Genomic DNA, 25,729 nt, shown 5'->3' on the forward strand with positions numbered 1-25,729 from the left:
GTGAGCGTCCACACCACCCACATAACCCCTGCCCTTAACGCCCGGTTTAACGGCCCGCAGCCCGATATGGAAATAGACAACGTGTCTATAGACAGCCGGTCGCTGCAAAACAACGCAGGCACTTTATTCTTTGCCCTTGGCGGCCAAAACCGCAACGGCCACCAGTTTATACCCGCGCTTATAGACAAAGGAGTGCGTAATTTTGTGGTAACCCACATACCTGATGGCACCGAAGGCAAGGCTAACTTCTTTGTGGTGGATAGTACCCTCAAAGCACTACAGGATTTTGCCATTTACTACCGCGGGCTGTATAATTTCCCGGTGATAGCCATAACGGGCAGCAACGGCAAAACCATTGTAAAAGAATGGCTCAACTACCTGCTAAGCCCTGATTATAACATTATCCGCAGCCCTAAGAGCTACAACTCTCAGGTGGGGGTGCCGCTATCGGTTATCGGCATTAACGAGCACCACAACCTGGGCATTTTTGAGGCGGGTATTTCTACCGTGGGCGAAATGGAAAAACTGGAGCCCATCATACAGCCCAACATCGGTATACTAACCCACATAGGCGCCGCGCACGATGAGGGCTTTGTGAGCCGTGAGGAAAAGATAGCTGAAAAGTTAAAGCTGTTTACCAATGTAGACGTGCTCATCCTTCAGAAAAACGAGGCCATTGAAGCCCTGCTCCCCTTCCAAATAAAAACATTTACCTGGGGCTTTGAAGCCGGCGCCGATGTTCAGGTTGCCAAAACACAGGATTCCGGCAGCACCATCTTATCAATTGTTTATAACGGAAGCATTTTTGATGTTACCCTTCCGTTTACGGATGATACATCTGTAGAAAATGCCATAACCTGCATGGTGCTCATGCTACATATGGGCTACAGCCACACTGTTATTACCGAACGCCTTGCAGGCCTGTACCCGGTTGAATTGCGCCTACAGGTAAAAAACGGCATTAACGGTTGCACCCTGATTGACGACAGTTTTAGTTCTGACTACCAAAGCCTTAAAATAGCGCTCGACTTTTTAGAGCAACACAAAACCCACCAAAAAACCACGGTTATCCTGTCGGATGTTTTCCAATCCGGGTTTGACACCGGCGTGCTCTACGCGAAGGTGGCAAAGCTTTTGGCGAGCCACAACATAAGCCAGGTAATAGGCATAGGCGAAACCATAAGCCGCGAACTGGCCGATTTCCCTAACTTTTACCCATACAAAACCACACAGGAGTTTTTGGCGCACTACCGTGCCAGTTCATTCAGTAACGAAACCGTACTTATTAAGGGAGCGCGCAGTTTCCGTTTTGATGAGATTGTGGTGTTCCTTGAAGAAAAGACCCACGAAACGGTACTTGAAATCAACCTTAACTCGGTTGTACATAACCTCAACTTTTACAAAAGCCGCCTGAAACCCGAAACCAAAATTATGGTGATGGTTAAGGCTTTTGGTTATGGCGCTGGCAGTTATGAAATTGCCAAGGCCCTAAGCCACCAAAAGATTGATTATTTAGGTGTTGCTTTCGCCGATGAAGGTATCGCCCTGCGCAATGCGGGCATAAGTACCCCCATCATTGTCATGAACCCCGAAAGCAGTGCGTTTGCTGCTATGGCTGCCTATAATTTAGAGCCTGAGATTTATTCGGCCCGCGAGCTGCGTTCGTTTATTGCCATGGCACAGCAAAAAAACCTGAGCAGTTACCCCATCCATATAAAATTAGACACCGGCATGCACCGCCTGGGCTTCCAGGAAAACCAGCTGGCGGAACTCATAACCCTGCTGCGCAACAACAACCTGGTGAGCGTTAAAAGTATTTTCTCACACCTTTCGGCGAGTGACGATTTACAGTTCAGGGATTTTACACAGGAGCAGATTGCTAAGTTTGACGCATGGTCTTCACACCTTATGGCAGAACTGAACATAAACCCGCTGCGCCATATACTCAACACATCGGGCATATACAATTACCCCGAAGCGCAGTACAACATGGTGCGCCTGGGCATAGGCCTCTACGGCGTGGGCAATGATGCCACCGAACGCCAAAGCCTGCAAACCGTGGGCACACTCAAAACCATAATACTACAAATTAAGGAAGTACCCGCCGGAGATAGCGTGGGCTACAGCCGCCGTTTTATGGCCGGCCACACCACCACTATTGCCACGCTACCCATTGGCTATGCCGACGGTATTCCGCGTGCGTGGGGCAACGGCAAAGGGTTTGTAACCATAGGCGGGCACAAGGCCAACATTATAGGCAGCATTTGTATGGATATGCTTATGGTAGATATTACGGGTATTGACTGCCGTGAGGGCGACACCGCCATTATTTTTGGCGACAGTCCAAGTGTAGTAGAAATGGCACAGTCACTGGGCACCATACCTTATGAAATACTCACCAGTATTTCGCAACGGGTTAAACGGGTGTTTTTTAAGGAGTAGTTAGTTGCAGTCCTGCTCTGTATCAGCACCCACATAATCAATTTTATTTTTTTCAGGAACCAGTTTGTTAAGTTCAGCAACCAGCTTTTCTATTTCTTCCTTATAATAATGATATAGATACACGCTCTTGGTATCGTTATGGTAACCTGTAGTTATTTTATATTCCGCACCTTCCGTAGCTGAAATACAGTTATTAATATATTCATCGCCTAACGCATCAAGGTTTACAGATTTCAATTTTGCGATGGCAGCAGGGCTTATTGTTTCTGCATACAAACGTTCGAAAGCCGAGTCGGCATAAAGCCAGTGTGAAGTCACAGTCAGCTTATTACCATCAAGCCTATAATCATACACCGTTTGGTCTAACCCCTCAGAATGCTTATAAGTACTAAGTGCAAAATAAAACTCTGCTTTACCAGGCTTACCAAAACCCAAAAACAATCCTGCGCATACTATTATAAGTGCTTTTTTCATAACCGCTTAATTTTTCTTTGCATCAGCCCTGGCCTCAAGCACCCTGCTTATTTCAAAATAATAGGTTTTGTTTTTACCGGCTTCGGTTTTAACGTCCATTTTATCGCAAGCCTTACCTGCTGCGGCAATACTTTGCTTTACTATGGTTACACCCATCATTTCTAAAACAAAATACTCTTCTTCAACTTTTATTACATGCCAGCCTGTTTCGCAGGTAGCGCCATCGCCACTGCCGGTAACAGACCGCAACAAACCAAACTCAATATCATGGTGTTTTTTAAAATTAGCCTCATCACCTAAAATCTTATAGCTTTGCTGCAGGTATTTGTGCGCATACATATTAGTATAATCTATTTCCAGCATTTTACGGCCAATTTTAATCACTTCGGGGTATTGTTTTTCATCTGCGGCCCTGTACATTTCCTGTTTTAGCTTCATAGTCTCTGCCGAAGATGTATTATGCTCGCCGCTTGCTAAAAAACTGTGCCTAAAATCAGTATAATCTATATCGGTATTACCCTCTTCAAGTTTTTTTACATAGTTGGCATAGGTATCTTTAGTAGCCGGTGTTTTTTTAGCCGCCTGGCCAAAGCAACTCATAAAAGATATAATGCAAAAAAAAGCAATAAATTGTTGGGTTTTTAGTGTCATGATTCAATATTTGATTTTTGTAAATATACCAACTTTTAACACCTCTTCACATCGCTTTAAATACTTTTTCAGGAACGTATAATATTGTTTTCGTAACTTAGGCTTTCCAAACACAATTATTAAAAACCTAAAATTTGTATTGCTTATGGGATTTTTTAAAGAATTTAAAGACTTTGCCCTGAAAGGGAACGTGGTAGACCTTGCCGTGGGTATTGTTATTGGTGCTGCGTTTAGCGCCATTGTAAAATCGCTGGTAGAAGATATTATTACACCGCTTATACTAACCCCGCTTTTAGAGAAGGCCGGCCTTGAAGATATAAAGCAACTTACGTGGGGTGCCGGTGTTAAGTATGGCAACTTTTTAAGCAATGTGATTTCATTTATAATCGTGGCGTTTGCACTGTTTGTTATTGTTAAGCTTATAAACTCTATGCGCAAAAAAGAAGAGGCCAAGCCCGCAGCACCGCCTGCACCTACTAACGAGGAAAAATTGCTTATGGAAATTCGCGATGCCCTAAAAAGCAGGCCGTAATTACCGATATTTCGATTTTTGGATTATTCAGATTGTTCAACAGAAACTGGCGGACTGATTTTTTATCACTATAGCACAACTATTTATCTACTTTTGTTACAATCTGTTAATTAAGACGTTTCCGCTATACTATATATTCAATTGTCTAACAAAACCGCCCCGAAAAGGCGGTTTTTCTTTGTTATATTTTTGCGTTTTGAAACAGTTTTATAACTAATTTTGCCTCATCTTAAAATTTAATAACATTTAAACACTATGAAAGTTGCTGTTGTAGGCGCTACCGGAATGGTAGGCGAAGTAATGTTAAAGGTACTGGCAGAGAGGAATTTCCCGGTGACTGAACTGATTCCTGTGGCTTCGGAGAGGTCGGTTGGTAAAGAAATCGAGTTTAAGGGAAATACGTTTAAGGTGGTAAGCCTTGAAACCGCCGTAAGCCTTAAGCCGCAAATAGCGCTTTTCTCGGCCGGTGGCGATACCTCTAAAGAGTGGGCTCCTAAATTTGCCGCAGCTGGTGTTACCGTTATAGATAACTCAAGCGCATGGCGCATGGACCCAACCAAAAAACTGGTGGTTCCTGAAATAAATGCCCGCGAAATTACACCTGAAGACAAAATTATAGCAAACCCTAACTGCTCTACCATACAAATGGTACTGGCGCTTAGCGGGCTGCACAAAAAATACAACATTGAGCGTATTGTGGTAAGCACCTACCAAAGCGTTACCGGCACCGGCGTTAAAGCCGTTAAGCAGCTTGAAAACGAATATGCAGGTATTGAAGGCGAAATGGCTTACAAATACCCTATTCACCGCAACGCCATCCCGCAGATAGACGTGTTTGAAGACAACGGCTATACTAAGGAAGAAATGAAAATGGTGCGCGAAACCAAGAAAATTATGGGCGATGACAGCATCAGGGTTACTGCAACAACTGTGCGCATACCTACCGTGGGCGGACATAGCGAAAGCGTAAACATTGAGTTTAGCAATGATTTTGATATTAACGATGTGCGCCGGGTACTGGCCGAAACCCCGGGTGTGGTAGTTCAGGACAACATTAGCGCGTTTGAATACCCTATGCCGCTGTATGCAGAAGGTAAGGATGATGTTTATGTAGGCCGCATACGCCGCGATGAAACCCAGCCCAACACACTTAATATGTGGATTGTAGCCGATAACCTTCGTAAAGGTGCCGCCACTAATGCCGTTCAGATTGCCGAATACCTGGTGGCAAACAATCTTGTTTAATTAGTTTTTTAGTTAATACCTAAACCCCGTAACGTTATTATTACATTACGGGGTTTTATTTTATCATTGCTTACATAATAATCTTTAATCATTTTTTCATTATAATCTCAACATTAAAATGCATTTTTTAACTTTTTATTTTTTTTAAGCATTGTTGAACTAAAAATTGCGAAAAAGCCCACAAATAGGGCGTTTAAGTATTAAATTGAAACCAATTCCTACAGTTTAATATTTTAAAGTTTTGTTAAAGAACAAACCTGTTGTTTAACATTTACGTAATTATGCAAAAAAATAGCTTTAAAATGACGACGTTAGAAACTCCTCAATTCAGCAATTCTTGCGGAAAGATTTTTGCTGACAAAATTGTACTTGCTTCGGCACACAAAGAAACCGAAGTGCCGCTCCACGAACTTAAAAAAGTAAGTTTTACATCAAGGCCACTACCAAAAAGCCTGTTTTTTATAGCACTACCAGCCGTGCTATTTGCATTTCCTTTTGTAACTAATGAAAAAGACTGGTTTGTAAACGCTATATTTATAGCAATTGGCCTTATCCTTATGGGCGTATCGCTATTTAATGTTAACAAAAAACACACCCTTAGCCTTAAACTGGCTACCGGCAATTCTGTATCAATAAACGTTTGGGAAGGCAACCTTAAAGAAGCAAAGAAATTTGCCAATATGATTGATGCCAAAATAACCCGCAGGTAATTTACAGTACACTACTAAAATCTAAATAAAACGGGGGATGGTAATACCATCCCCCGTTTTATTTTTCATACTGCAATACCTGTGTGGCCCCGGGTTGCAGCCTTACAACTTTAGCTTTAACCAGGGGCAGGTTACCTAAAGGCACTTTTTTATCTCTGCTGCGTTCTGCTAAAACCTTGATTATAACGGCAGCATCTGTTGGGTTTTTAAGCTCTATTTCAAATACACTTTTAGCCTGGCTAAGCACCCTTACCCCTACATGGTCATTAACCGCTATTGTATTCTTTTCCAAATCAATATAAATGCCCGGCACTTCTGTATTAGTAAGTATAACAGATGTTTCAGCCCACGAAGTACCCACACAAAGCTGTCCTATACCTTCAAGCCAGTCTGTGGTACTTACACGCTCGCTTACCCAGCCGTTTTCAAGCCTGCCTATGGGGCGTTCATCTGTAGAAACGTATTGAGGCAGTGTATGGCTTATATCATTTAACAAATCAAGATAAAATGCGTTTCCGGTAGCACGGTATAGTTTTAGTAATGCCACCCCGCTGTGTGTACAAATGCCCGGTGCAGCGTGCTTGTTTTGGGTGTTGGCCCAAACAGTACCGGTAGTTCGTGCATTAATCCTGCCCAAATCACTGTCTGGCGGAAATGCATAATCATAACCTGTAACCCATGTGGCAAATTGCTGTGCCACAGTTTCGGCTACGGCCAGCCATTTTTTATCTCCGGTAGCCTCATACAAAACCGTGTAACTTTCCAATAGCCCATAAGTAGCCTCGCTGTCATAATTTTGCATAGCATCGCCGGGGCCGCCATAAATAACCCCTTTTGTTACAAAATTATCGTTGTAATAAGCTGCCGCTTCTTTGGCTACATTTAAATACTCCGGATTACCATAATATTGATATGCCAGTATGAGTGCCGCAGGCACAATACCCCCGCTTGCCGAACCGCCTATTACAACCTCGCCCGTATAATTATCTACAAACTGGCCAAACTGGCCGTATTTTTTCCAGTTGGCCACAAAACGGTCGGCTACGGTTTTACAACCCTCTTTCCACGGTTGCTTAACAGGTATGCCCTTTTGTTCCATAAGGTAAAACTGCTTAAGGCAATAATACAGGCCATCGCCGCTTTTGCGCACCAGGTGCAGGTTTTTTGCCAGGGATATATCCCGAAAAATACCCATCCACACATTGCCTTTCTCGCCGGTATCCCAAAAAAAGCCGCTTGGCGAAATACCGTTAGGAAGCAGCCAGTCAAAATTCCTGATAACGTTTTGTACAGATGTTTCATTACCGTCATACAGGAGCGGGTAAGTAGAAATCATACCTCCCACCCAGCCTATTTGCCAGTCCTGGCAGGGGTTTTCGCGCAAACCCACAGCATAATAACCAAATTCAGGCACAAAGTTTTTAGTATTGAATTTATCCTCGATAATACCAAACGCCGTAGAAAAACTCCTGAAGTTAGGTGCTGGTTCAGGATGCGGCACCACATCATTGCGCGTGGTGGCAAACTGCCCAAACAATTCCTGTATACTCTTGCATTTACTGTCATACATCCTGAAGGTAAGTGTAACCGAATCGCCAGCCTTAAAGGTTGCCCCTTCATCGGTAGAAGGTACATGGGCATTGGCAATAAAGTACCTGTACTGTTCACGCACTACAGGTGCTGTGTACGTTATGGCAGCACGGTTTTCAGCAGTATTTTCTTCTATATCAATACCACTATCACCAAACGGCGTGCCCTGTGGCGTAAGCATTATAAAAGAACGTCTGGCTCCCGGTGTGTAAAATCCAATTCCCGGAGTGCTCATGTCTCCGGTACGCTGCTGTATGCGCCATGTGCCAGGGGTGTTGCCCAGGCGGGGTACATCGGTAATCAGCTGCGGTTTATCAGGCCCAAGGTCGGCCACATCGTTAACAAACGGGCAGTAGCCTATGTTGCGCACCTCTGCGCGGTTGCCGTTGTATACCGCAGCCGGCATAAGCACATAGTTAGCCTGGCTCCATCCCTCAAAATCAAGATGTACAGATACTGACGCATTTTCTACAGTGCCAGATGTACAGGTAAAAGTAACGCTAACATCTTTAGCCGTTGCATTACCTTTAACAGAGATAGCCCTGCCACTAACCTGCCACACCGACGATTGCAGTTTGAGGTTGGCTGCAGTAAGTCCCGTAACTGTAGCTTTATCGTTTAAAATGTGGGTAACCTTATCATAATGGTTAATGCTTACAGATAGCTGCGGGGTGGTTTGTGCCTGTGCAAAAACAGCAATTAGCAGCAAGGCGTATTTTCTAAAAATATGCATATGAAGTATTTATGGTTATATTGACCACAAATATAAACATTATACTATTCTATACTAATTTAATTAAAATAGTACAGGGTAAGTATTTAGAAAAGATTATTGGCTAAAAGCTACAACTAACCTAATATGGGTTTCCTAAATGAAGTTTTTCCATTAGACGGCCTGCCTGTTAGGTGGCAAAACTTCTCCGGAAAGTCTACATTTCCAAATTCATTCCATATTTTCCACGCGCTATATGACAATGGCTGATTCGGATTAAAAGGGATTTGCTCTCCCGTTCTTATACAATATCCTTTTGATGGTTGTGCCTGATAATTATTAACGGATTTATATTGTACAGACGGTTCCGCCACTTTCCTTTCTTCACGAATTGGTCGCTCATCACGCACAGGTCTTACACTTTCAGAATCAATTTCTTCCGGAAAGCTACCTAACTTTCTATCACTAAAAGTGGTTTTCTTCTTCTCATAAAAGTAGTCTGTATCATCTACAAGCACTTCAGAATCTATGTAAACCTTGCTATAATTAATTATGAACTTTTTTTGTTCATAAACAGGCCTTTTAATGTACACTACTTTACCATTGTTAGCTATCTCTATGCACTTTTGCCATGCATCCAAATCATGATTACTGCCACTTAGCTGGGTTAGCAGTGTCTGTTCACTAAACACCCCAAACTCAATATTATTCTCTACTGAATGATCATATAAGTTAATTGAAGTTATTACACCTTTCTTTTCATTGCCATAGTATTTAGCATGTAATTTTGGCTCATAAATAACACTCACATTTTTAAAAGACTTGAAAAACTCAAAATCTTCTTTATTAAGACTTTTTTGTACCGCGTTTTCGTTCTTACCAAAAACAACAACCAATTTCAAAGCCGGATTATTTATATGTTTTTTGAAATTCTTTTTGAATGGGCCATCTAATTTGATAAACGGGGATACAATCAAAAGTGTTTTCTCAGCATCCCAAATAATGCTGTCAATGGTATCAATAAGTTCTTTGCCTGTAATAAATTTACTCATAATGTTTGTTTAAAAGGAGGATGTAAATATAATTTACCTTATGGATTTAACAAAAAATTAAGAAGATAATTTAATGACACACAGTCTATAACCCCATAAACCAAATTGATACTACACCTATTGCGCTTGTGCAACTTATACATTATCTTTGCCCCTCAATTTTTATTCCTGTATAATGAACAAGTTACTCATTGTGGGTACCGTGGCATTTGACGCCATTGAAACGCCTTTCGGCAAAACCGATAAAATACTCGGCGGAGCCGCCACTTACATTGGCCTTTCGGCTTCATTTTTTAAAGTGAAAAGCGCCATAGTATCTGTTGTGGGCGAAGACTTCCCGCAGGAATACCTTGACCTCCTTACATCTAAAAACATCGACATCAGCGCTATTGAAGTGGTTAAGGGCGGCAAAACCTTCTTTTGGAGCGGCCGCTACCATAACGACCTTAACAGTCGCGACACCCTGGTAACAGAGCTTAACACCCTGGCCGATTTTCAGCCTAAGGTACCCGCTAATTTTACCGATGCCGATGTGGTAATGCTGGGCAACCTGCACCCTATTGTACAAATAAGCGTGCTGGATCAGCTAACCGCCACCCCTAAGCTTGTGGTGCTTGACACCATGAACTTCTGGATGGACTGCGCCCTGCCTGAGCTTAAAGAGGTAATGAAACGCGTAGATGTAATAACCATAAACGACGAAGAAGCCCGCCAGCTTAGCGGCGAATACAGCCTGGTTAAGGCTGCCGCCAAAATTCATGAGATGGGTCCTAAATATGTGGTAATCAAAAAAGGCGAGCACGGTGCACTGCTGTTTCACGGTTCTAACGTGTTTTTTGCACCGGCACTTCCACTTGAGGATGTGTTTGACCCAACCGGCGCAGGCGACACCTTTGCAGGTGGCTTTGCAGGCTACATTGCCCAAAGCGAAAACATTGCCTTTGAAAACCTTAAAAACGGTATTATTTACGGCAGTAACCTGGCGTCATTCTGCGTAGAGCAGTTTGGCACACAGCGCATGGAAAAACTTACCAAAACCGAAGTGCTTGACCGCCTGCAACAGTTCAGGGCGCTTACGCAGTTTGACATTGCGCTTGACACACAGGAAACTAACGCTTAAACAAAAACTAAGGCCTCACTACGGGGCTTTTTTTAATATAACTACACACAACACACACTATGAGCGATGCATTAAAACACGAATGTGGCATAGCACTTTTAAGGCTTTTAAAGCCACTGGAATACTATAAAGAAAAATACGGTTCTGCTTTCTATGGCATACAGAAAATGTACCTGCTTATGGAAAAACAGCACAACCGCGGACAGGATGGTGCCGGTTTTGCCAGCATTAAAATGGATGTTGAACCCGGGCAGCGCTACATAAGCCGTGTGCGCAGCAACCAGCAACAACCCATACAGGACGTTTTTGCACAAATAAACGGCCGCATTAGCGATGAGCTTGCCGCGCACCCGGAATATGCCGATAACGTGGCGTTGCAAAAGGAGCACATACCATACATTGGCGAAGTATACCTGGGCCACGTGCGCTATGGTACGTTTGGCAAAAACAGCATTGAGAGCGTACACCCGTTCCTGCGCCAGAATAACTGGATGCACCGCAACCTTATTGTGGCCGGCAACTTTAACATGACTAACGTTCGCGAGCTATTCGACAGCCTTGTAGAGCTTGGCCAGCACCCTAAAGAACTTGCCGATACCGTTACCGTAATGGAAAAAATAGGCCATTTTCTTGATGATGAAGTGGCAGACCTGTATCAGGAATGTAAAAAAGAAGGCTACAATAAAAACGAAGCCAGCGCCGTAATAAGCGAAAGGCTTGATATAGCCCGTATACTGAAGCGCGCAAGCAAGCAGTGGGACGGCGGGTATGCAATGGCCGGACTTATAGGCCACGGCGACTCGTTTGTGTTCCGCGACCCTAACGGAATCCGCCCGGCATATTTTTACCATGACGATGAAATTGCCGTGGTAGCATCTGAAAGGCCGGTTATACAAACCGTATTTAATGTAGCGTTTGACGATGTTCAGGAACTTGACCCGGGCCATGCCATCATAATCAAAAAAAGCGGCGATATCTCGGTTAAGGAAATCATCCCTGCCAAAGAAAAGAAAGCCTGTTCTTTTGAGCGTATTTACTTCTCTCGTGGCAGCGATGCCGAAATTTATGAAGAGCGCAAGCAACTGGGCCGCCTTGTGCTGCCACAGGTTCTTGAAGCTATTGAAGACGATACCGACAACTCAGTTTTCTCATACATACCTAACACTGCCGAAACATCGTTCTACGGCATGGTAGAGGCCGCACAGGACTTCCTGAACGATCGTAAAAACAACGAAATACTGCGCAGGCGTACTGAGCTTACCGAAGAAACGCTTAAAGAACTGCTATCGGTTAAAATACGTACTGAGAAGATTGCCATTAAAGACGCCAAACTGCGCACCTTTATTACTGAAGACAGCAGCCGTGACGATCTTGTAGCGCACGTATATGACGTTACTTACGGCGTTATTAAGCCACAGGATAACCTGGTTATTATAGACGACTCTATTGTGCGTGGCACCACGCTTAAAATGAGTATCATTAAAATGATGGACAGACTCAACCCTAAGCGCATTGTTATTGTAAGCAGCGCGCCACAAATTCGCTATCCTGACTGTTATGGCATAGATATGGCCAAGCTTGAGGGGCTTATTGCCTTCCAGGCCGCAATAGAGCTGCTTAAAGAGCGCGGAATGGCCCATGTGGTAGACGACGTATACAATAAGAGTAAAGCACAGGAAAACCTGCCTGATGCTGAAGTGGTAAACTTTGTTACCGAAATATATGCTCGGTTTACAGACCAGGAAATAAGCGACAAGATTGCACAGATGCTTACTACCAAAGATATTAGCGCAGAGGTTAAGATTATCTTCCAGAGTGTAGATAACCTGCATACTGCCTGCCCTAAAAACTTAGGCGACTGGTATTTTACCGGAGACTACCCTACACCGGGCGGTAACAGGGTGGTAAACAAGGCGTTCCTTAACTATTATGAAGGTAACGACGCCAGGGCTTACTAAGGCAATTCGTACAAAAACCGACCAAAAAGTGCATTTCATCGAAAAAAGATGCTTTTCAACTAATATGTTTGCACACAACGGCGGTTACATATACTTTTACTCAAAATAGCATTAGTAAAACATTTAGATTTTACGGTATTTTTGGGGGCAAAAAAGGGAAAACTGATTCGGTTTTCCCTTTTTTTTATTTTTAACTCATGTTTATTTATAAAAAACTCAACTGTCCAACTTGTCCTTTACTACTTTATATTCAAACGACAAGCACTTAATTTTAAAGGGCGAATCAGAATTTTCAGTAGTGTAATGAAAAAAGTCAACAGGAAAAAAGTCGAATGTAATTAAAGCACCATCTTCAATAAAAACATCATTCAAAACCATGTCGTTTTGCTTTAAGACAAAATCCTGCACATCTTTAAAATACAATTCAAGGTATTGCCACTTGTTTTCATTCCAGTTATAACTAAGCACATCAACCTGAATTGTTTTCGATGTTATTTTAAGCTCCACATCAATTTGTTCTTCATATAAAACTTTATAAACTGATGTATCGCCTAAACCTTTATAATGCTTTACAAACTGACTTACCATATTAAATTCGTTTAAGCTTATTCTAAATACAAAGCACACACCTACAAACAAAAAAGCCCCTGCATTACTGCAAGGGCTCTTGTAAAACCAGTGGTCCCACCTGGGCTCGAACCAGGGACCACCTGATTATGAGTCAGGTGCTCTAACCAACTGAGCTATAGGACCGGTTTTGTGGGTGCAATATTAAGACTATTTTTACTTGTAACCAAATAAAAACCTACATAATTTTTTATTGGTTTTTATAACACTGAAACACAGCATTCTTAACAAAGCCCACAGGACAATTAATGCATAAGCATAACCTTTTCTGCCGGTTTTTCGCTACCAAAAAACTTAATAAAAGCCACTGTTCCCAGTGCGCCCAGCAGCACCATAGCCACACCCACCAGGTTTGGCGATGCAAAACCATAGCCTTCATCAATTGGCAGGCCGCCTAAAAAAGCACCAAGGGCATTACCAATATTAAAGCTGGCCTGTATAGCCGCCGAGGCAATCATTTCAGATCCCTTGGCGGTTTGTATCATTAATGTTTGCACCGGGGCAATAAGCGCAAACGAAATGCATCCTGTAGCAAAAACCAATATAAGCGAAATAACTTTAGAGTCAGACAGGAAGTAAACACCCGTAAGCGTTAGCCCCATAAGCAGCAGCGTAACCAATACCGCATAAGCCGGAGAGAACCTGTCGGCCACCTGGGCACCCAGCAGGTTACCCACTACCATACCTACACCGGCAATCATTAAAATATAAGGCACACTGGTTTCTTCAAAGCCCGAAATATCCGTAAGCAGTTTGGCAATATAGCTTATCCAGCAAAACAACCCTCCTGCCCCTATCGATACAATAAAAATAATGAGCCAGGCCTGTGGTTTAGCAAAAAAGCCCATCTGGCTGCGCATACCCGCCTGTTTCTCCTTTTCAAGATTGGGCATCCACAGTAACATTGCAAGTATTGTTAACAAGCCAATAGCCGCAATAATTACAAAGGTATAGCGCCAGTGCAGGTGGTGCCCTACATAAGTACCCAGCGGCACACCCACCACATTAGCCACGGTAAGTCCGCTAAACATTACAGCCACAGAGCGCGCCTCCTTGCCCTTATCAGCAAGGCGTGCAGCCACCACTGCCCCAACACCAAAGAAAGCGCCGTGTGGCAGCCCTGAAAGCAATCTGGACACCAACAGCAGGTTAAACCCGGGGGCTATTATAGAAAGCCCGTTAAAAACCATTAGCATTATAGCCAGTATTACCAGCATTTTCTTCGGGGGAAAATTACGGCCCGCCACAACCAGCAGCGGCGCACCTATAACCACACCCAGTGCATAGGCCGATATAAGGTAGCCCGCCTTGGTAATACTCACATCAAGGTCGGTAGCAATATCAGGCAAAAGCCCCATCATTACAAATTCGGTAATGCCTATGGTAAGCCCGCCCAGGGCAAGGGGGAGTAAACTACGTTTCATAAATCTTATTTCTTCTTTTGGAAGCAACAAAATTAACATATCAATCCATGAGTAAATTTGTAAATTTGCGATACATAGTTGCAAATATCCGACATGAAAAAACTAAACCAGTTTGAAAGCCTGCTGCTTGATGAGTTTGAGGAAGAAAAATTTCACCTGCCGGTGCACGGCCACACCTATTATGAACTGATATACATAGTTAAAGGCCATGGCATACACCACCTTAACCAAAACCTGTTGCCCTACGGCGAAGGGAGCCTTTTTGCCATTTCGCCCGATGACCATCATTATTTTGACATACACAGCAGCACACGGTTTATCTTTATAAAGTTTACTGAAAGTTATTTCAGCTCAAAGAAAAGCCTGTTTAACGATGACCTGCTCATCAACACCCCACAGCAAATGATGCGCGAAAAGCTACTGAAGGAACAGGTACTGGAGCTTGACGAACCGTGCAGCACCATCCTCAAAAACACCGTAAACAACATTACAGCATACAATTGCAGGCAAGACATATCAGCTTCGCCCATTGTGTTTTACCAGGTGCTATCCATTTTCGGGTTGATAAAAGAGGCGCTGGGCAAAATGCACAAATACCAAAATGGCCCGCAATTTAGCAACAACCAGGTTATTGCCTATATTCATGAAAACATTTACACACCACAACTAATACAGTCAAAAGCCATATCGCAGCATTTTAACATTGCCCCGTCTTACTTTGGGGCATGGTTTAAGCGCAATTTTAAACTGTCTTACAGGGACTATATCAATAACCTGCGTACCAAGCTTATTGAAAAGCGCGTTTCGGCAGGCAATATTCCTATTAAACAAATAGCCCACGAGTTTGGCTTTACCGATGAGAGCCATTTCTCAAATTATTTTAAGAAGAAAAAACAGGCAAGCCCACGCGATGTCCAGAAATCAGCCGGGGTTTAGCCCAACTTTATTTCCGTTACCGGAGAAAAGTGCTTATCAGTACCCACAGGCCTGCGTAGTATGGTTACTTTCTCGCACAGCCATTCGTTTTGGTAGTCAAAAGGGGTAAAATCTTCAATACGTTCAAAATCTTCAACAGCAATGTTACGCGCAATAGTGATATGAGGGTTTATAGTGCGCGGAGGCGGCAGTTTTTTGCCCGGACGGTCAAGAATGCTAATCTGACGGTTTATTTGCTTAGCAGGCTTCTTTGGCGGGCACAGCAGGTTGTAAATAGCATCAATGGGCTCCGGATTTTCAATTTTAAGATAGAGCGTGCGTTTTTCGCCACTTTTAAAAAAATCGTGACCGGCTATTTTTACAGGGAATTTCTTTTGGCCCGAAAGTGCCCTCCTTGCAGCCGATTTTACAACCGCAGCATCAAGCCCTTCCTGCTTATATAGTGATATGTGCGCCACAGAATTAAGGTTACCCGAATCAAGCCCTATCATTTCGTGCAGTTGCTGCTTCATGTTGTCTACATCGGCAATAACGGCATCGCTGGGCGACAGGAGCACAAAATACTCATATACCGCCTCGGGGAATAAGCTTATCTGGTTAGGGTTCTTTTTTGGCATTACGGGTTAATGTGCTGCAAAAATAGTAAGTTCTTTGTAAATTAGTGCTTTTAAATAGCACAGCATGCAAGACGTTATTGAAAAAATACCTGCAAAAATACTTTCGCGCAAAGACGAAATAACAACCGATTTCCTGAAACTGGCTGACAAACACGTTGCCGACCTGATGGATGGCCGCGCCCTGAAACGCTTTCATGCCAAGCATTTTGGCGAACTGCTTTTTGTACACCCGCGCCATTTAACCAATACCATACAGCTTACACTGAATACTTCGCCCTGCGAAATAATGGAAGAAAAAATACTGGCAGAAGCCAAAAAACTCCTGGCAGACAAAACCCTTAGCATTGCCGAAATAGGCCTGCGCTTTGCTTATACTGAGGCTACCAATTTTACCAAGTTTTTCAAAAGCATGACTAATATGACGCCTTTGCAGTACCGCAAACAACTTCAATAAACTTACCGAACAAGACATAACAAAACACCCCGCCAATGGCGGGATGTTTGTTTTATAAGCCACAGGCTGCTTACTGCCACCTGCTATCTGTTCCCTCCCACTTTGCTTCGCCAGTTCGCTCCGCTCGTGTGGGGGCCGGGGGGCTTACCTCTTCAGTGCAAAGTGGGCTTTAACCGTCCTTCGGTACTGGCCTTCGGTAAACTCTACTGTAAACCAGTAGTCGTCCGCAGGTACAGGGTTGCCGTTAAAGGTACCGTCCCATCCTTCGCCGTCAGGGCTGATTTGTTTCAGCAGCTTGCCGTAGCGGTCAAAGATGTAAATGATAGCCTGGTAGCCTTCGGCCTGCAGGCCAATGATGTTCCAGGTGTCGTTGTATCCATCCCCGTTTGGCGTGAAGTAATGCGGGTAGTTGATCACACTCACATTCGCTACCACACTGATTGGGTCGTTACAGCCATCGGCAGTCGTATCCATAATGTATACCGTGTGCTCGCCAGGGGCTACATCGGTAAATACATTCGAGTTCTGCCATGGGCCTTCAGGGTACAGGCTGTACTGGTACTGCCCGTAGCCTTCAACCAATACCGTGATGGTCTGGTTCTCGCCAAAGGCGTTGCTTACCACAAAGCCATCGCCTATTGGGCTGGCAGGGCCTGACTGGATTACTTCAAAGCCTTCTGACGGGTCTGACACACATCCATTCGGTGCAGGGCCGGTTACAATTACAGTGTACGTACCCGGGGCTTCTGCCACATAGTAGCCGTCGCCGTTCGATTCAACAAGCACACCGTCAAGGTACCAGTCGTAAATGTGGCCGTTTGGTGCCACACCGCTCTGTAGCGTAAGTGGCCTTAGTACTTCGCCGGTTACAAAGTCTACACATATGGTGTGGTTGTCGCCTTCTGTTGCAATTACAGGCTCAGGTAGCAGCTCAATAACTACTTCAAAGCTTGTAAAGTCAGGACAGCCGCTTACTGTTGATGTGTTTACTATCCTGGCCCAGATGGTTTGTGTGGTGGCATCAAACGTAGCCGGGGTGGCTATCGCATTGGTGCCGTCTATAGCATCCTGTTCGCTGGTGTAGTAGGTTACAGTATGTATTGCCGGGTCCTGGCTGCCGATGATATCGGCATCGGCCTGCGTAAGGTCGATGATGAACTGCCCGTCGTTGTCGCCATCGGTATCGCACACATCAAAGTCAGGGGTGGTTACATCGCCTGCTATGGCCTGCTCTTCTACCAGTAGCTGTAACTGTACCGTGGTGTTACAGCCTGTTGGCTCATACTCTACATATACGTCTATCGTCTGGTTGCCTGCCACTACGTTGGTGTAGATATACGGTACAGGGGTACCGTTGTAGCTGAACCTCACGGTGTAGTCGCCATAATCTGCAGGGTCTACATCAGGGCCCAGGATTTCATCCAGATGGGTATTGAAGTCAAACTGGGCAAAGCCGTCTGTGTTCTGCTCGCATATGGCATAAGGCGCTACTGCCCCCTGTGCCGGTAGCGGATGTACAATCAGTGGAAGCTCTACAAGCTGGTAGCATACAGGGTCGTTCGTATTGGTGGTGTTGGCCATTACCCTTACCCATACGCTGCCCGTACCGCTTACGTAGTTTTCAGGATCTGTAATCTCGTTTGTTGGCGGCTCAGCTATAGCGTCTGCCTGGGTTGGGTAGTACGCAAAGTGTACTGTAAAGTCGTTATCGGCTATGTCGTCCTCGGCTTCTGTAAGGTCAAATTCCTCTAATCCATCACCTGTAGCGTTCTCATCACACAGCTCTAAGGCTTCAGGCGTGAAGTTCGGCGTTGGAAGCGGAAGTACGCGGATACTAAGTGTTGTGAAACTTTCACATCCTTCAGGCGTAACAACACGCACAAACAGCACTTCCGGATTGGTTTCATTCTCATATGCCGTAGCTGGCGTTATAGGATTTTCGCCATCAAAAGCTTCCTGTTGTGTCTGGTGATAGGTAACCACATTACCAATACCCACACCCATTGGGCCAAGAATTTCTGCATCTTTAGTTGTAAGATCAAAGATTGTTGTATTATCATTTGGCAATTCTTCGTTACAAACCGTTAGTGGTGTAGGCGTAGTAAGCTGCCAAGGCGCATTAAATATAAGCTGGAAGCTTGAAAGGCTGTAACACTCTGTATCGGTCATTTCTACACGCACCCAGATGGTTTGCTCATGTGTACCATTATAGTTAGCCGGGTTAACAATCCTTGGCATCCCATTATTAGCAGCCTGCTGGGTTGCAAAGTACTCTATAGTTAGTGTGCCGGCAGCTGCAGCGGTTTCTTCATAAATAAAGCCTTCATAAATGGTAAGGTCTACAAACCTGCGGCCATCCTGCCCGTTATTATCTTCATCATCACACAGCACTATATCTTCCAGATCCGGAGCCTGTGGTGCAGGGTTCACAAACAGGGTTATAGCATATACTGTACTTTGGCAAAGGGTATTGTCATTAACCGCAACTACATAAATTTCCTGTTCAAAAGGCACGGCGTTAACATAGCTTGCCGGGTTTTCAATAGCGTTAAAGCCATTTTGGGCATCCCACTCTGTTTCATAAAACGCCACTGAAATATCAGCACCATTATTAACCATATCTTCCACAAGGGAGGTAAGGTCGAAAGTAGCATATCCATCACCATCGGTATCACACTCAGTAGTTTCAAGCTCTGTTGGCAATACAAGAATTGGCAGTGGTTCTACACGGATATCTAACAGCACAATCCTGTAACAGCCGGTTTCATTATCGGCAACTCGCACAAACACGGTTTCAACACCCGGCTCTACGTTGGTGTAGGCATCTGGGGTGGTAATGGACGGTGTGCCGGCCACAGCCTGCGCATACGTATCATGGAAGGTTACAGTAAGGCCAAATTCACCACTTGTTATCTCGTCTATCCTGCTTGTCAGGTCAAATTCTTCCCTGGCATCGCCCGGATTGTTTACATCACACAGGCTGTATGGAAGCGGCTGGGTTACTACCGGTAGCGGGTTTACAATAAGCTCAAGCTCTACCACATCATAGCAGCCCGTAGCATTGTTGGTTACCCTGATGTATACGGTAGTACTATCGCTGTTATAGTTTACCGGCGTGGCAATTACCGGCGTACCTGCTTCTGCCGCCTGGGCAGTTTCGAAATAGGTTACGGTAAACTGTGCCGGGTTCATGGTTCCAAGCACTTCATCTTCATAAATGGTAAGGTCAAACACACCTATTCCATCAGCATCATTTGTACCGTTATCGCATATAGCATAAGCTTCAGCAGGGGTTACCGCCTGTGGCCTTGGGTTTACATTAAGCTGCACTTCAACTATAGTCTGGCACCCTTCAGCAAGTGTAGATGTAAGGGCTATATAAAGCGTTTGCGTATTAGGGTTAATATTTTCATAAGCCGCTATTTCGGCTGCCGTTATAGGGTTTTCGTCAAACTGGGCATCCTGAATGGTTTCATAAATACCAACAGTTACATTTGGCTGGTTACCAAAAACCTGGTCTATAACCGTTTGAAGGTTAAAGATACCATGACCGGCATCGTCTATAGCACACGTAAACAGCGGGGTTGGCTGTGCGGCAGGCACAGGAGGCTGTACTATAATCAGGTCAAACTGGTCTTCGGCAGTACAGTTAGGTACTGTTCCTGTTTCGGCATACACATATACCGTTTGGGTTGTAGTTAATACTGTACCCGGAGCAATAGGCGTGCCCTGCCCACCTGGCTGAGTATAGTAGCTACCTACAGCAAGTGCAGGAAGCGTATACGTTTGGCATGAATAAACCGTATCTTCAAAATCAGGCAGGTAAACCGAATTAACCGTTACCACATAACTATGTTGGTCAAAACAAGTATGCGTATCACTACCTGTTGCAGCATAGATATATACCGTTGCAGTAGCATTTATTACATCGCCTGCATTAAGCTGCGTACCGGTACCCATAGAACCTGTAAAGTAGTTACCCACCGTAAGTTGCGGCAGTACATATTCAAAACATACCGAAAGGTCTTGCTGGGTATCGTTAACTACAGGAGTCTGGTAAATAGTTATGGTAAATTCATGCTCATCGTTACAGTTAAGGCGCCCACCAAGCTCTGCATACACATATAATGTTGTATTAGTAGTTATTACATCTCCTGTATTTAGCATTACCTGCCCTGCAACATCAGGACCACCCGGAAGCGTATAGTAATCGCCCACGTTTAATGCCGGAAGCACATAACTATCACACGACTCGACATCAGCAATATCATCGGCATCAATAGAGTATATATTTATAAAGAAGCTGTTTTCGCTAAAACAATCAGCATCTGTAGCCGATGCTGCATAAATGTATAGAGTAATATCTTCTGTTATAACCTCTCCTGCTGCGTGAGATACCTGGCCCGGCACATCAGGGCCGCCCGGAAGCTCAAAATAGTTACCTACTGTAAGAGGGTCAAGCACATATTCATCGCAAATTTCAACGTCAGAACGTGCATCGGTAACCGGTGTAACGTGTATGGTTACAAGGAAACTTTCTTCGTCTGTACAGTTTGGCACAGTAGCCGTTTGCGCAAAAACATAAATAGTTTGGGTTGTAGTAATTTCAGCACCTGCAAGCAATAGTGTACCCGTACCACCTGGGCCGGTATAGTAATTACCTGTTGCAAGTTGCGGAAGTACATAAACATCACAAATTTCCACATCATCCACCGCAGCTACAATAGGGGTTGGGTTAATGGTTATGGTAAAGAAATTGTTATCTGTACAGTTAGGCTCAACAGTACTTTCTACATACACATATACATCCTGTGTTTCGGTAATGATATCTCCGGCAAAAAACGGTGTACCGCCACCGGCAGGTGCTGAATAATAATTACCAAAAAGCAGTTCCGGCAGCTCATAACCATCGCAGGCGCTAACATTAGCAGGCGGCTCCGGGTTAATAACAACCGAGAAGATTGTTTCTGTTGAACAGTTTGGCACACCACCTGTTTCGGCATAAATGTATATATCCTGCGAAACAGTTATTTCGGTACCGGCAGGATATAACGTACCTGTACCACCGGGGCCGGTATAGTAGTTACCCGTTGTAAGTTCCGGCAATATATAGCTGCCACACACCGCAACATAACCCGGATCTGGCACCACAGGAGACGGCTTTATGGTAACCGTAAAGGTTTCCTGGTCGCTACACGCCGGGGTAGTATCAGTTTGTGCATAAATATAAATAGTCTGGTTAGTATCTATAGGCGTACCTACAGCTATAGGACCCACACCGTTAGCCGAAGAAAAATACCCTCCAACCGCAAGCGGGGGAAGTATATACTCGCCACACACAAGCTGGTCTGGCACATCTGCCACATCTATATTATTAATAGTTATGTTAAATGTATTTTGAGATGTACAGTTTGGCACTGTTGGGTTAGCCGCATATACATAAACAATTTGAGATGATGTAATAACATTACCGGCAAAGAGCTGCGTACCTGTTCCGTTCGGGCCTGTCCAGTACTGGCCGCTGCTTAGTGCCGGAAGCGTGTAACTTGCACATGCCGACACATCTTCAGGATCCGGAATTACAGGCTGGTTTGTAATAGTTACTGTAAAGTTATTATTAGCCGTACAGTTTGTACCGCTTGTTACCGGCACATAAACGTAAATGGTTTGAGTAGCGGTAATGGCAGTACCTGCCGCTATAGGGCCAACGCCGTTAGGGCTGCTGTAATAACCACCTACTGTAAGCGCAGGAAGGGTATAGCTGGTACACTCGGTTACGTTTGCAGGCACCACAGAGCCATTTATAATTGTTACCGTAAACGTGCGCTGTGTAGTACAGTTTTGTGTACCACCCGTTTGTGCCCAGGCATAAATAGTTTGGTTAGTAGTAATTACAGTGTTAGCAGGCAGCATTGTACCGCCGCCGTTTGGCTGGGTATAATAGTTACCCACCGCAAGCGCCGGAAGGGTATAGCTGTTACAAGCCACCACGTTAGGAATGTTAGGAATGTTAGGGCCTGCCGTAACCGTAACAACAAAACTGCTTTGTGCACTACATGGCGGTGTAGTGTTGTTACTTACAACATATACATAAAGTGTTTGTGTAGTGGTTATAACATCGCCTGCAAACCTTTGGGTTCCGGTACCGTTAGGGCCGGTCCAGTAAGCACCGGAGGTAAGGGCAGGAAGTGTGTAGCTGCCACACACGTTTTGGTTGCCGGGATTAGCAGGTGGCGTGTTGCCCACAATGGTTACCACAAATTGCCTTACCCTGCGGCAGCCAAACTCATTGGGAGGTGTTATAGCATAGATGGTTTGTGTTGCAGTAATATTTGTACCCTGGGGTATAACCGTTGCAGTAGCAGGGTTAGAACCGTTGTAATAATTTACACCTGCCGGCAGGTTGGGCAGTATGTAGCCTGTACATTCCGTTACGTTTGGTATGGCATCAAGGCCTGGCAGTGGGTTTATAGTAACCACAAAGCTATCCTGTGCAAAACAAGCCGGGTTTGTAGGGCTGGCTGCATATATGTATACCGTTTGTGAAGTAGTAAGGTTAGTATTGGTAATAGGGCCCACGCCATTTGGCGAAGAATAGTAGGCCGCACCGCCGGTAAGCGCCGGAAGCTGGTAACTGCCGCAGCGTGTTATATCGTCAGACGGTGTAACGGTAATATTGTTTATGGTTACCGTAAAACTGTTTTGGGATGTACACGCCGGGTCTGCCGGGCTGGCTGCATATACATATATAGTCTGGTTAGTACTTATTACAGTATTGGCTGCTATAGGGCCTACACCGTTTGGCGATGAAAAATACCCACCATTAGTAAGCGCTGGCAATGTATAAGGTTCGCACACGTTTACATCGGCAGGGTCATCTATAACCGGTGGCTGTATAATGGTTACGGTAAAAGTGGCATTACCCGTACAGGTTGCCGCCGCCGGAACGTAAAAATAAATATCCTGAGTAGCTGTAATAGCAGTACCCCCGGCTATTTGCCCACCAGTACCATCAGGGCCGTTGTAATAAAACTGGCCACTTGGCAGCGTAGGCAGGGTATAGCTGCTGCACGCTTCAACGTCTTCAGGGATTGTAGTACCCGTTACAACGTTTACAAAAAAACTTGTTTGGGCAGTACATGCCGGCGTAGTAGCCGTTTGTGCATAAATATATACCGTTTGAGAACTGGTTATACTGCTGCCCTGTGCAATTGGGCCTACCCCGTTAGGGCTGCTAAAATAACCACCCGTTGTAAGGGCTGGCAACAAATAGCTATCACACGCTGTAATATCTTCCGGATCTGGTATAACCGGTATTGGGGTTACCACAAGGTTGAACGATGTGGTAGCAAAACAGTTAACATCAAAGTTTCTTGAAACCCTTACATATATAGTCTGGCTGCCGCCGGTATACGCACCGGCTGTTGTTATTGGGTCTACGTTATTATTGGCATTAGCCTGAGAGGTAAAATAAGCAATAGTATTTTGAGATGCCGGCTGGCTGCCTAATATGGCAGGCGATTGTTGCGAAAGATTGAATACGGCAGTACCACTACCCTGTGTAGTTTCGCATAGCGAAAGGTTGCCTGGCTGTGTGGCCGTTGGTGGCGCCATGGTTAAAAGCTGAAACGAAACAACCTCATAACAGCTACTGTTATGGCTTTTTACCCTGGCATAAATAGTTTGCCCCGGCGTTCCGGTATATGTTGCCGACAGCGCCCCCGTATTGTTATTTGCCGCATCGGCAGTAGTGTGGTAGGTAACAAGTGTGGCCGGGTTAAGCCCCTGTATAATAACCGGTGTATTTTGCACCAGGTTATAAGTAAATGTTGTGCCCCCATTATCGCAGGCATAAAGGTTGCCGGGCTGGTTAGGCACAATATCGGGCGCAAATTCTACCGTAACCGGTTGTGTGGTTGTACAGCCCGTAGCCGGGTTACTTATTGTAAGTATATAATCGCCTGTTTGTGTAATATCTATTGTTGCACCACCTGCAACCGGGTCGCCGTTCCTGGTCCATGAAAGGCCATATAGCGCAGGGTTAAGCTCTGTATTTATAGTATAGGTCTCTCCTGTACACAAAGCCGTACCGGCTGCCTGTGTAAGGCTTGGGCCCACAACTTCCTGCCCAAGGTCAAAAGAGCCTTCAGGGAAAAAAACAGCCGAATCATAATCGCCATCAGTGCCTGCTGTGCCACCATCATCGGCAACAACAACTTTTATATGATATGCAGCACCCACAGTAAGCACGGCAGATGCATTCATTAGCACCGTTTGCCCTTCATAATTTATAGCCGATGCCGCCGCATTGCCACCCCCGTTAAACTGCCCAAATAAAGTTGGGTTTTGAGAGGTACAGTTAGAATTGTTAAGTATATTTCTTATTGTTGCTACACTAACCGGCTGGTTAGTTGCAGGGGTAACCGCAATGTTTGTTGTTACACCAGTAGCCACGTTTGTTAAAAGTATTGCTACCGCATCTCTCGATTCGCACTGGTAAGTACCATATTCTTCAGATGCAAAAAGATAATTTATAGACAACTGTGTAGTTGCTGCCACAAAATCAAACTCTAAAGACGTTGCATTTTTAGAGTTCATAGGCAGCCCAGCGGCAGCCATTACTGTGTTTAGTGCAGCATCACCGCCCCAGGCAGCAGCCGTAAAGCTCGAAACGTTAGTATTAGGCCCCTGTGCCGCAACGGCATTACCACTTGTAAGCACAACACCGCTTGACATAGGGAAGTTAGGGTTGGTATTGGTAAAATACCCTATACCGTTGCCCGATGTATAACCAAAATCAGTACCGGTAGATTTACTGACGTTAGACACCTGCGCAAGGCAAGAATTTTTTACCAGCACAGTGTTAACCAGCTGGTTTGTTGTATAAGCATTGGGGTTTACGCTTATACCCTGCGAAAACGCGGCAGCACTTGCAATAAATGCAGCCACAAGTAGTAGTTTCTTCATGTTTCTTCATCCGTCCCTTTTCAGGGAATTTTTTAACGTCGTCTACTGTATATTAACAAATTACAGCCTACTTTGGGGGTCGCAAATATAGACTTTTATACAATTACGCAAACAAATGTATTTAACATTTTACAGTCATTTAATAGTGTGTTTAATTTTTATGAACGTTTTAACAAGTATTTTTAACAAAAACCTACAAAACAAACACACTACTAATC

General features: G+C 44.5%; 16 protein-coding genes and 1 tRNA gene. 8 read left to right on the plus strand and 9 right to left on the minus strand.

Features of this window, described 5'->3' with window-relative positions; all coding sequences use genetic code 11:
• Positions 1–2,442 (plus strand): bifunctional UDP-N-acetylmuramoyl-tripeptide:D-alanyl-D-alanine ligase/alanine racemase, encoded by a 2,442-nt coding sequence (locus AM279_RS12650; protein WP_054408397.1) that lies wholly within the window; start codon positions 1–3, stop codon positions 2,440–2,442.
• Here the strand turns inward: AM279_RS12650 and AM279_RS12655 are convergent, their stop codons facing one another.
• Both AM279_RS12655 and AM279_RS12660 read right to left on the minus strand, forming a co-directional pair.
• Entirely contained in the window at positions 2,443–2,916 is a 474-nt protein-coding gene (locus tag AM279_RS12655; protein ID WP_054408398.1) for a hypothetical protein, read from the minus strand.
• 6 nt (positions 2,917–2,922) lie between these two features.
• Positions 2,923–3,567, minus strand: a complete 645-nt coding sequence (locus AM279_RS12660; RefSeq protein WP_054408399.1) for a DUF4919 domain-containing protein — start codon at positions 3,565–3,567, stop codon at positions 2,923–2,925.
• 145 nt (positions 3,568–3,712) lie between these two features.
• On the opposite strand from AM279_RS12660, the gene mscL reads away from it, so the two are divergent.
• From mscL to AM279_RS12675, 3 genes are all read left to right on the plus strand, one after another.
• Positions 3,713–4,099: a large conductance mechanosensitive channel protein MscL gene (mscL, locus tag AM279_RS12665; RefSeq protein WP_054408400.1), complete on the plus strand. Its 387-nt coding sequence runs from the start codon at positions 3,713–3,715 to the stop codon at positions 4,097–4,099.
• A gap of 255 nt (positions 4,100–4,354) precedes the next feature.
• Complete coding sequence (locus AM279_RS12670; RefSeq protein WP_054408401.1) at positions 4,355–5,344, plus strand: aspartate-semialdehyde dehydrogenase; 990 nt, start codon at positions 4,355–4,357, stop codon at positions 5,342–5,344.
• Between the two features lie 302 nt (positions 5,345–5,646).
• Positions 5,647–6,054, plus strand: a complete 408-nt coding sequence (locus AM279_RS12675) for a hypothetical protein (RefSeq protein ID WP_143090457.1) — start codon at positions 5,647–5,649, stop codon at positions 6,052–6,054.
• 58 nt (positions 6,055–6,112) lie between these two features.
• Here AM279_RS12675 and AM279_RS12680 read toward each other — a convergent pair whose 3' ends face one another.
• Complete coding sequence (locus AM279_RS12680) at positions 6,113–8,377, minus strand: beta-L-arabinofuranosidase domain-containing protein (RefSeq protein ID WP_054408403.1); 2,265 nt, start codon at positions 8,375–8,377, stop codon at positions 6,113–6,115.
• A gap of 116 nt (positions 8,378–8,493) precedes the next feature.
• On the minus strand, positions 8,494–9,408 hold the full coding sequence (locus AM279_RS12685; RefSeq protein WP_054408404.1) for a phospholipase D family protein: 915 nt from the start codon (positions 9,406–9,408) through the stop codon (positions 8,494–8,496).
• 175 nt (positions 9,409–9,583) lie between these two features.
• Here AM279_RS12685 and AM279_RS12690 point away from each other — a divergent pair, with 175 nt between their 5' ends.
• Together AM279_RS12690 and AM279_RS12695 are read left to right on the plus strand one after the other, a co-directional pair.
• Positions 9,584–10,528, plus strand: a complete 945-nt coding sequence (locus AM279_RS12690; protein WP_054408405.1) for a PfkB family carbohydrate kinase — start codon at positions 9,584–9,586, stop codon at positions 10,526–10,528.
• A gap of 59 nt (positions 10,529–10,587) precedes the next feature.
• Positions 10,588–12,486 (plus strand): amidophosphoribosyltransferase, encoded by a 1,899-nt coding sequence (locus AM279_RS12695; protein ID WP_054408406.1) that lies wholly within the window; start codon positions 10,588–10,590, stop codon positions 12,484–12,486.
• A 216-nt stretch (positions 12,487–12,702) separates the two neighbouring features.
• On the opposite strand, the gene AM279_RS12700 is transcribed toward AM279_RS12695, so the two are convergent.
• The 3 genes from AM279_RS12700 to AM279_RS12710 all read right to left on the minus strand — a co-directional run bounded on the left by AM279_RS12700 (position 12,703) and on the right by AM279_RS12710 (position 14,537).
• Positions 12,703–13,074: a hypothetical protein gene (locus tag AM279_RS12700; RefSeq protein WP_074961723.1), complete on the minus strand. Its 372-nt coding sequence runs from the start codon at positions 13,072–13,074 to the stop codon at positions 12,703–12,705.
• A gap of 91 nt (positions 13,075–13,165) precedes the next feature.
• Positions 13,166–13,239 (minus strand) — tRNA-Ile (locus tag AM279_RS12705).
• 119 nt (positions 13,240–13,358) lie between these two features.
• The gene (locus AM279_RS12710; protein WP_054408407.1) at positions 13,359–14,537 is read right to left on the minus strand and encodes an MFS transporter; all 1,179 of its coding nucleotides are present in this window, start codon (positions 14,535–14,537) and stop codon (positions 13,359–13,361) included.
• Positions 14,538–14,630: 93 nt separating this feature from the next.
• Between AM279_RS12710 and AM279_RS12715 the strand changes: the two genes are divergently transcribed.
• Positions 14,631–15,473 carry a helix-turn-helix domain-containing protein gene (locus AM279_RS12715; RefSeq protein WP_054408408.1) on the plus strand — a complete coding sequence of 281 codons (843 nt, stop codon included), beginning with the start codon at positions 14,631–14,633 and terminating at the stop codon, positions 15,471–15,473.
• Here AM279_RS12715 and AM279_RS12720 read toward each other — a convergent pair.
• Positions 15,470–16,090, minus strand: a complete 621-nt coding sequence (locus AM279_RS12720) for a 2'-5' RNA ligase family protein (protein WP_054408409.1) — start codon at positions 16,088–16,090, stop codon at positions 15,470–15,472. The two genes, AM279_RS12715 and AM279_RS12720, sit on opposite strands and share 4 nt — an antisense overlap.
• A gap of 64 nt (positions 16,091–16,154) precedes the next feature.
• Between AM279_RS12720 and AM279_RS12725 the strand changes: the two genes are divergently transcribed.
• Positions 16,155–16,544: a helix-turn-helix domain-containing protein gene (locus AM279_RS12725; RefSeq protein ID WP_054408410.1), complete on the plus strand. Its 390-nt coding sequence runs from the start codon at positions 16,155–16,157 to the stop codon at positions 16,542–16,544.
• A 144-nt stretch (positions 16,545–16,688) separates the two neighbouring features.
• Here AM279_RS12725 and AM279_RS12730 read toward each other — a convergent pair whose 3' ends face one another.
• Positions 16,689–25,511: a T9SS type B sorting domain-containing protein gene (locus tag AM279_RS12730; protein ID WP_054408411.1), complete on the minus strand. Its 8,823-nt coding sequence runs from the start codon at positions 25,509–25,511 to the stop codon at positions 16,689–16,691.
• Between the last annotated feature and the right edge of the window lie 218 nt (positions 25,512–25,729).

Origin of the sequence: Flavobacterium akiainvivens (assembly GCF_001278115.1) — a bacterium.
In the GTDB taxonomy this organism is placed as follows: Bacteria; Bacteroidota; Bacteroidia; order Flavobacteriales; family Flavobacteriaceae; genus Flavobacterium; species Flavobacterium akiainvivens.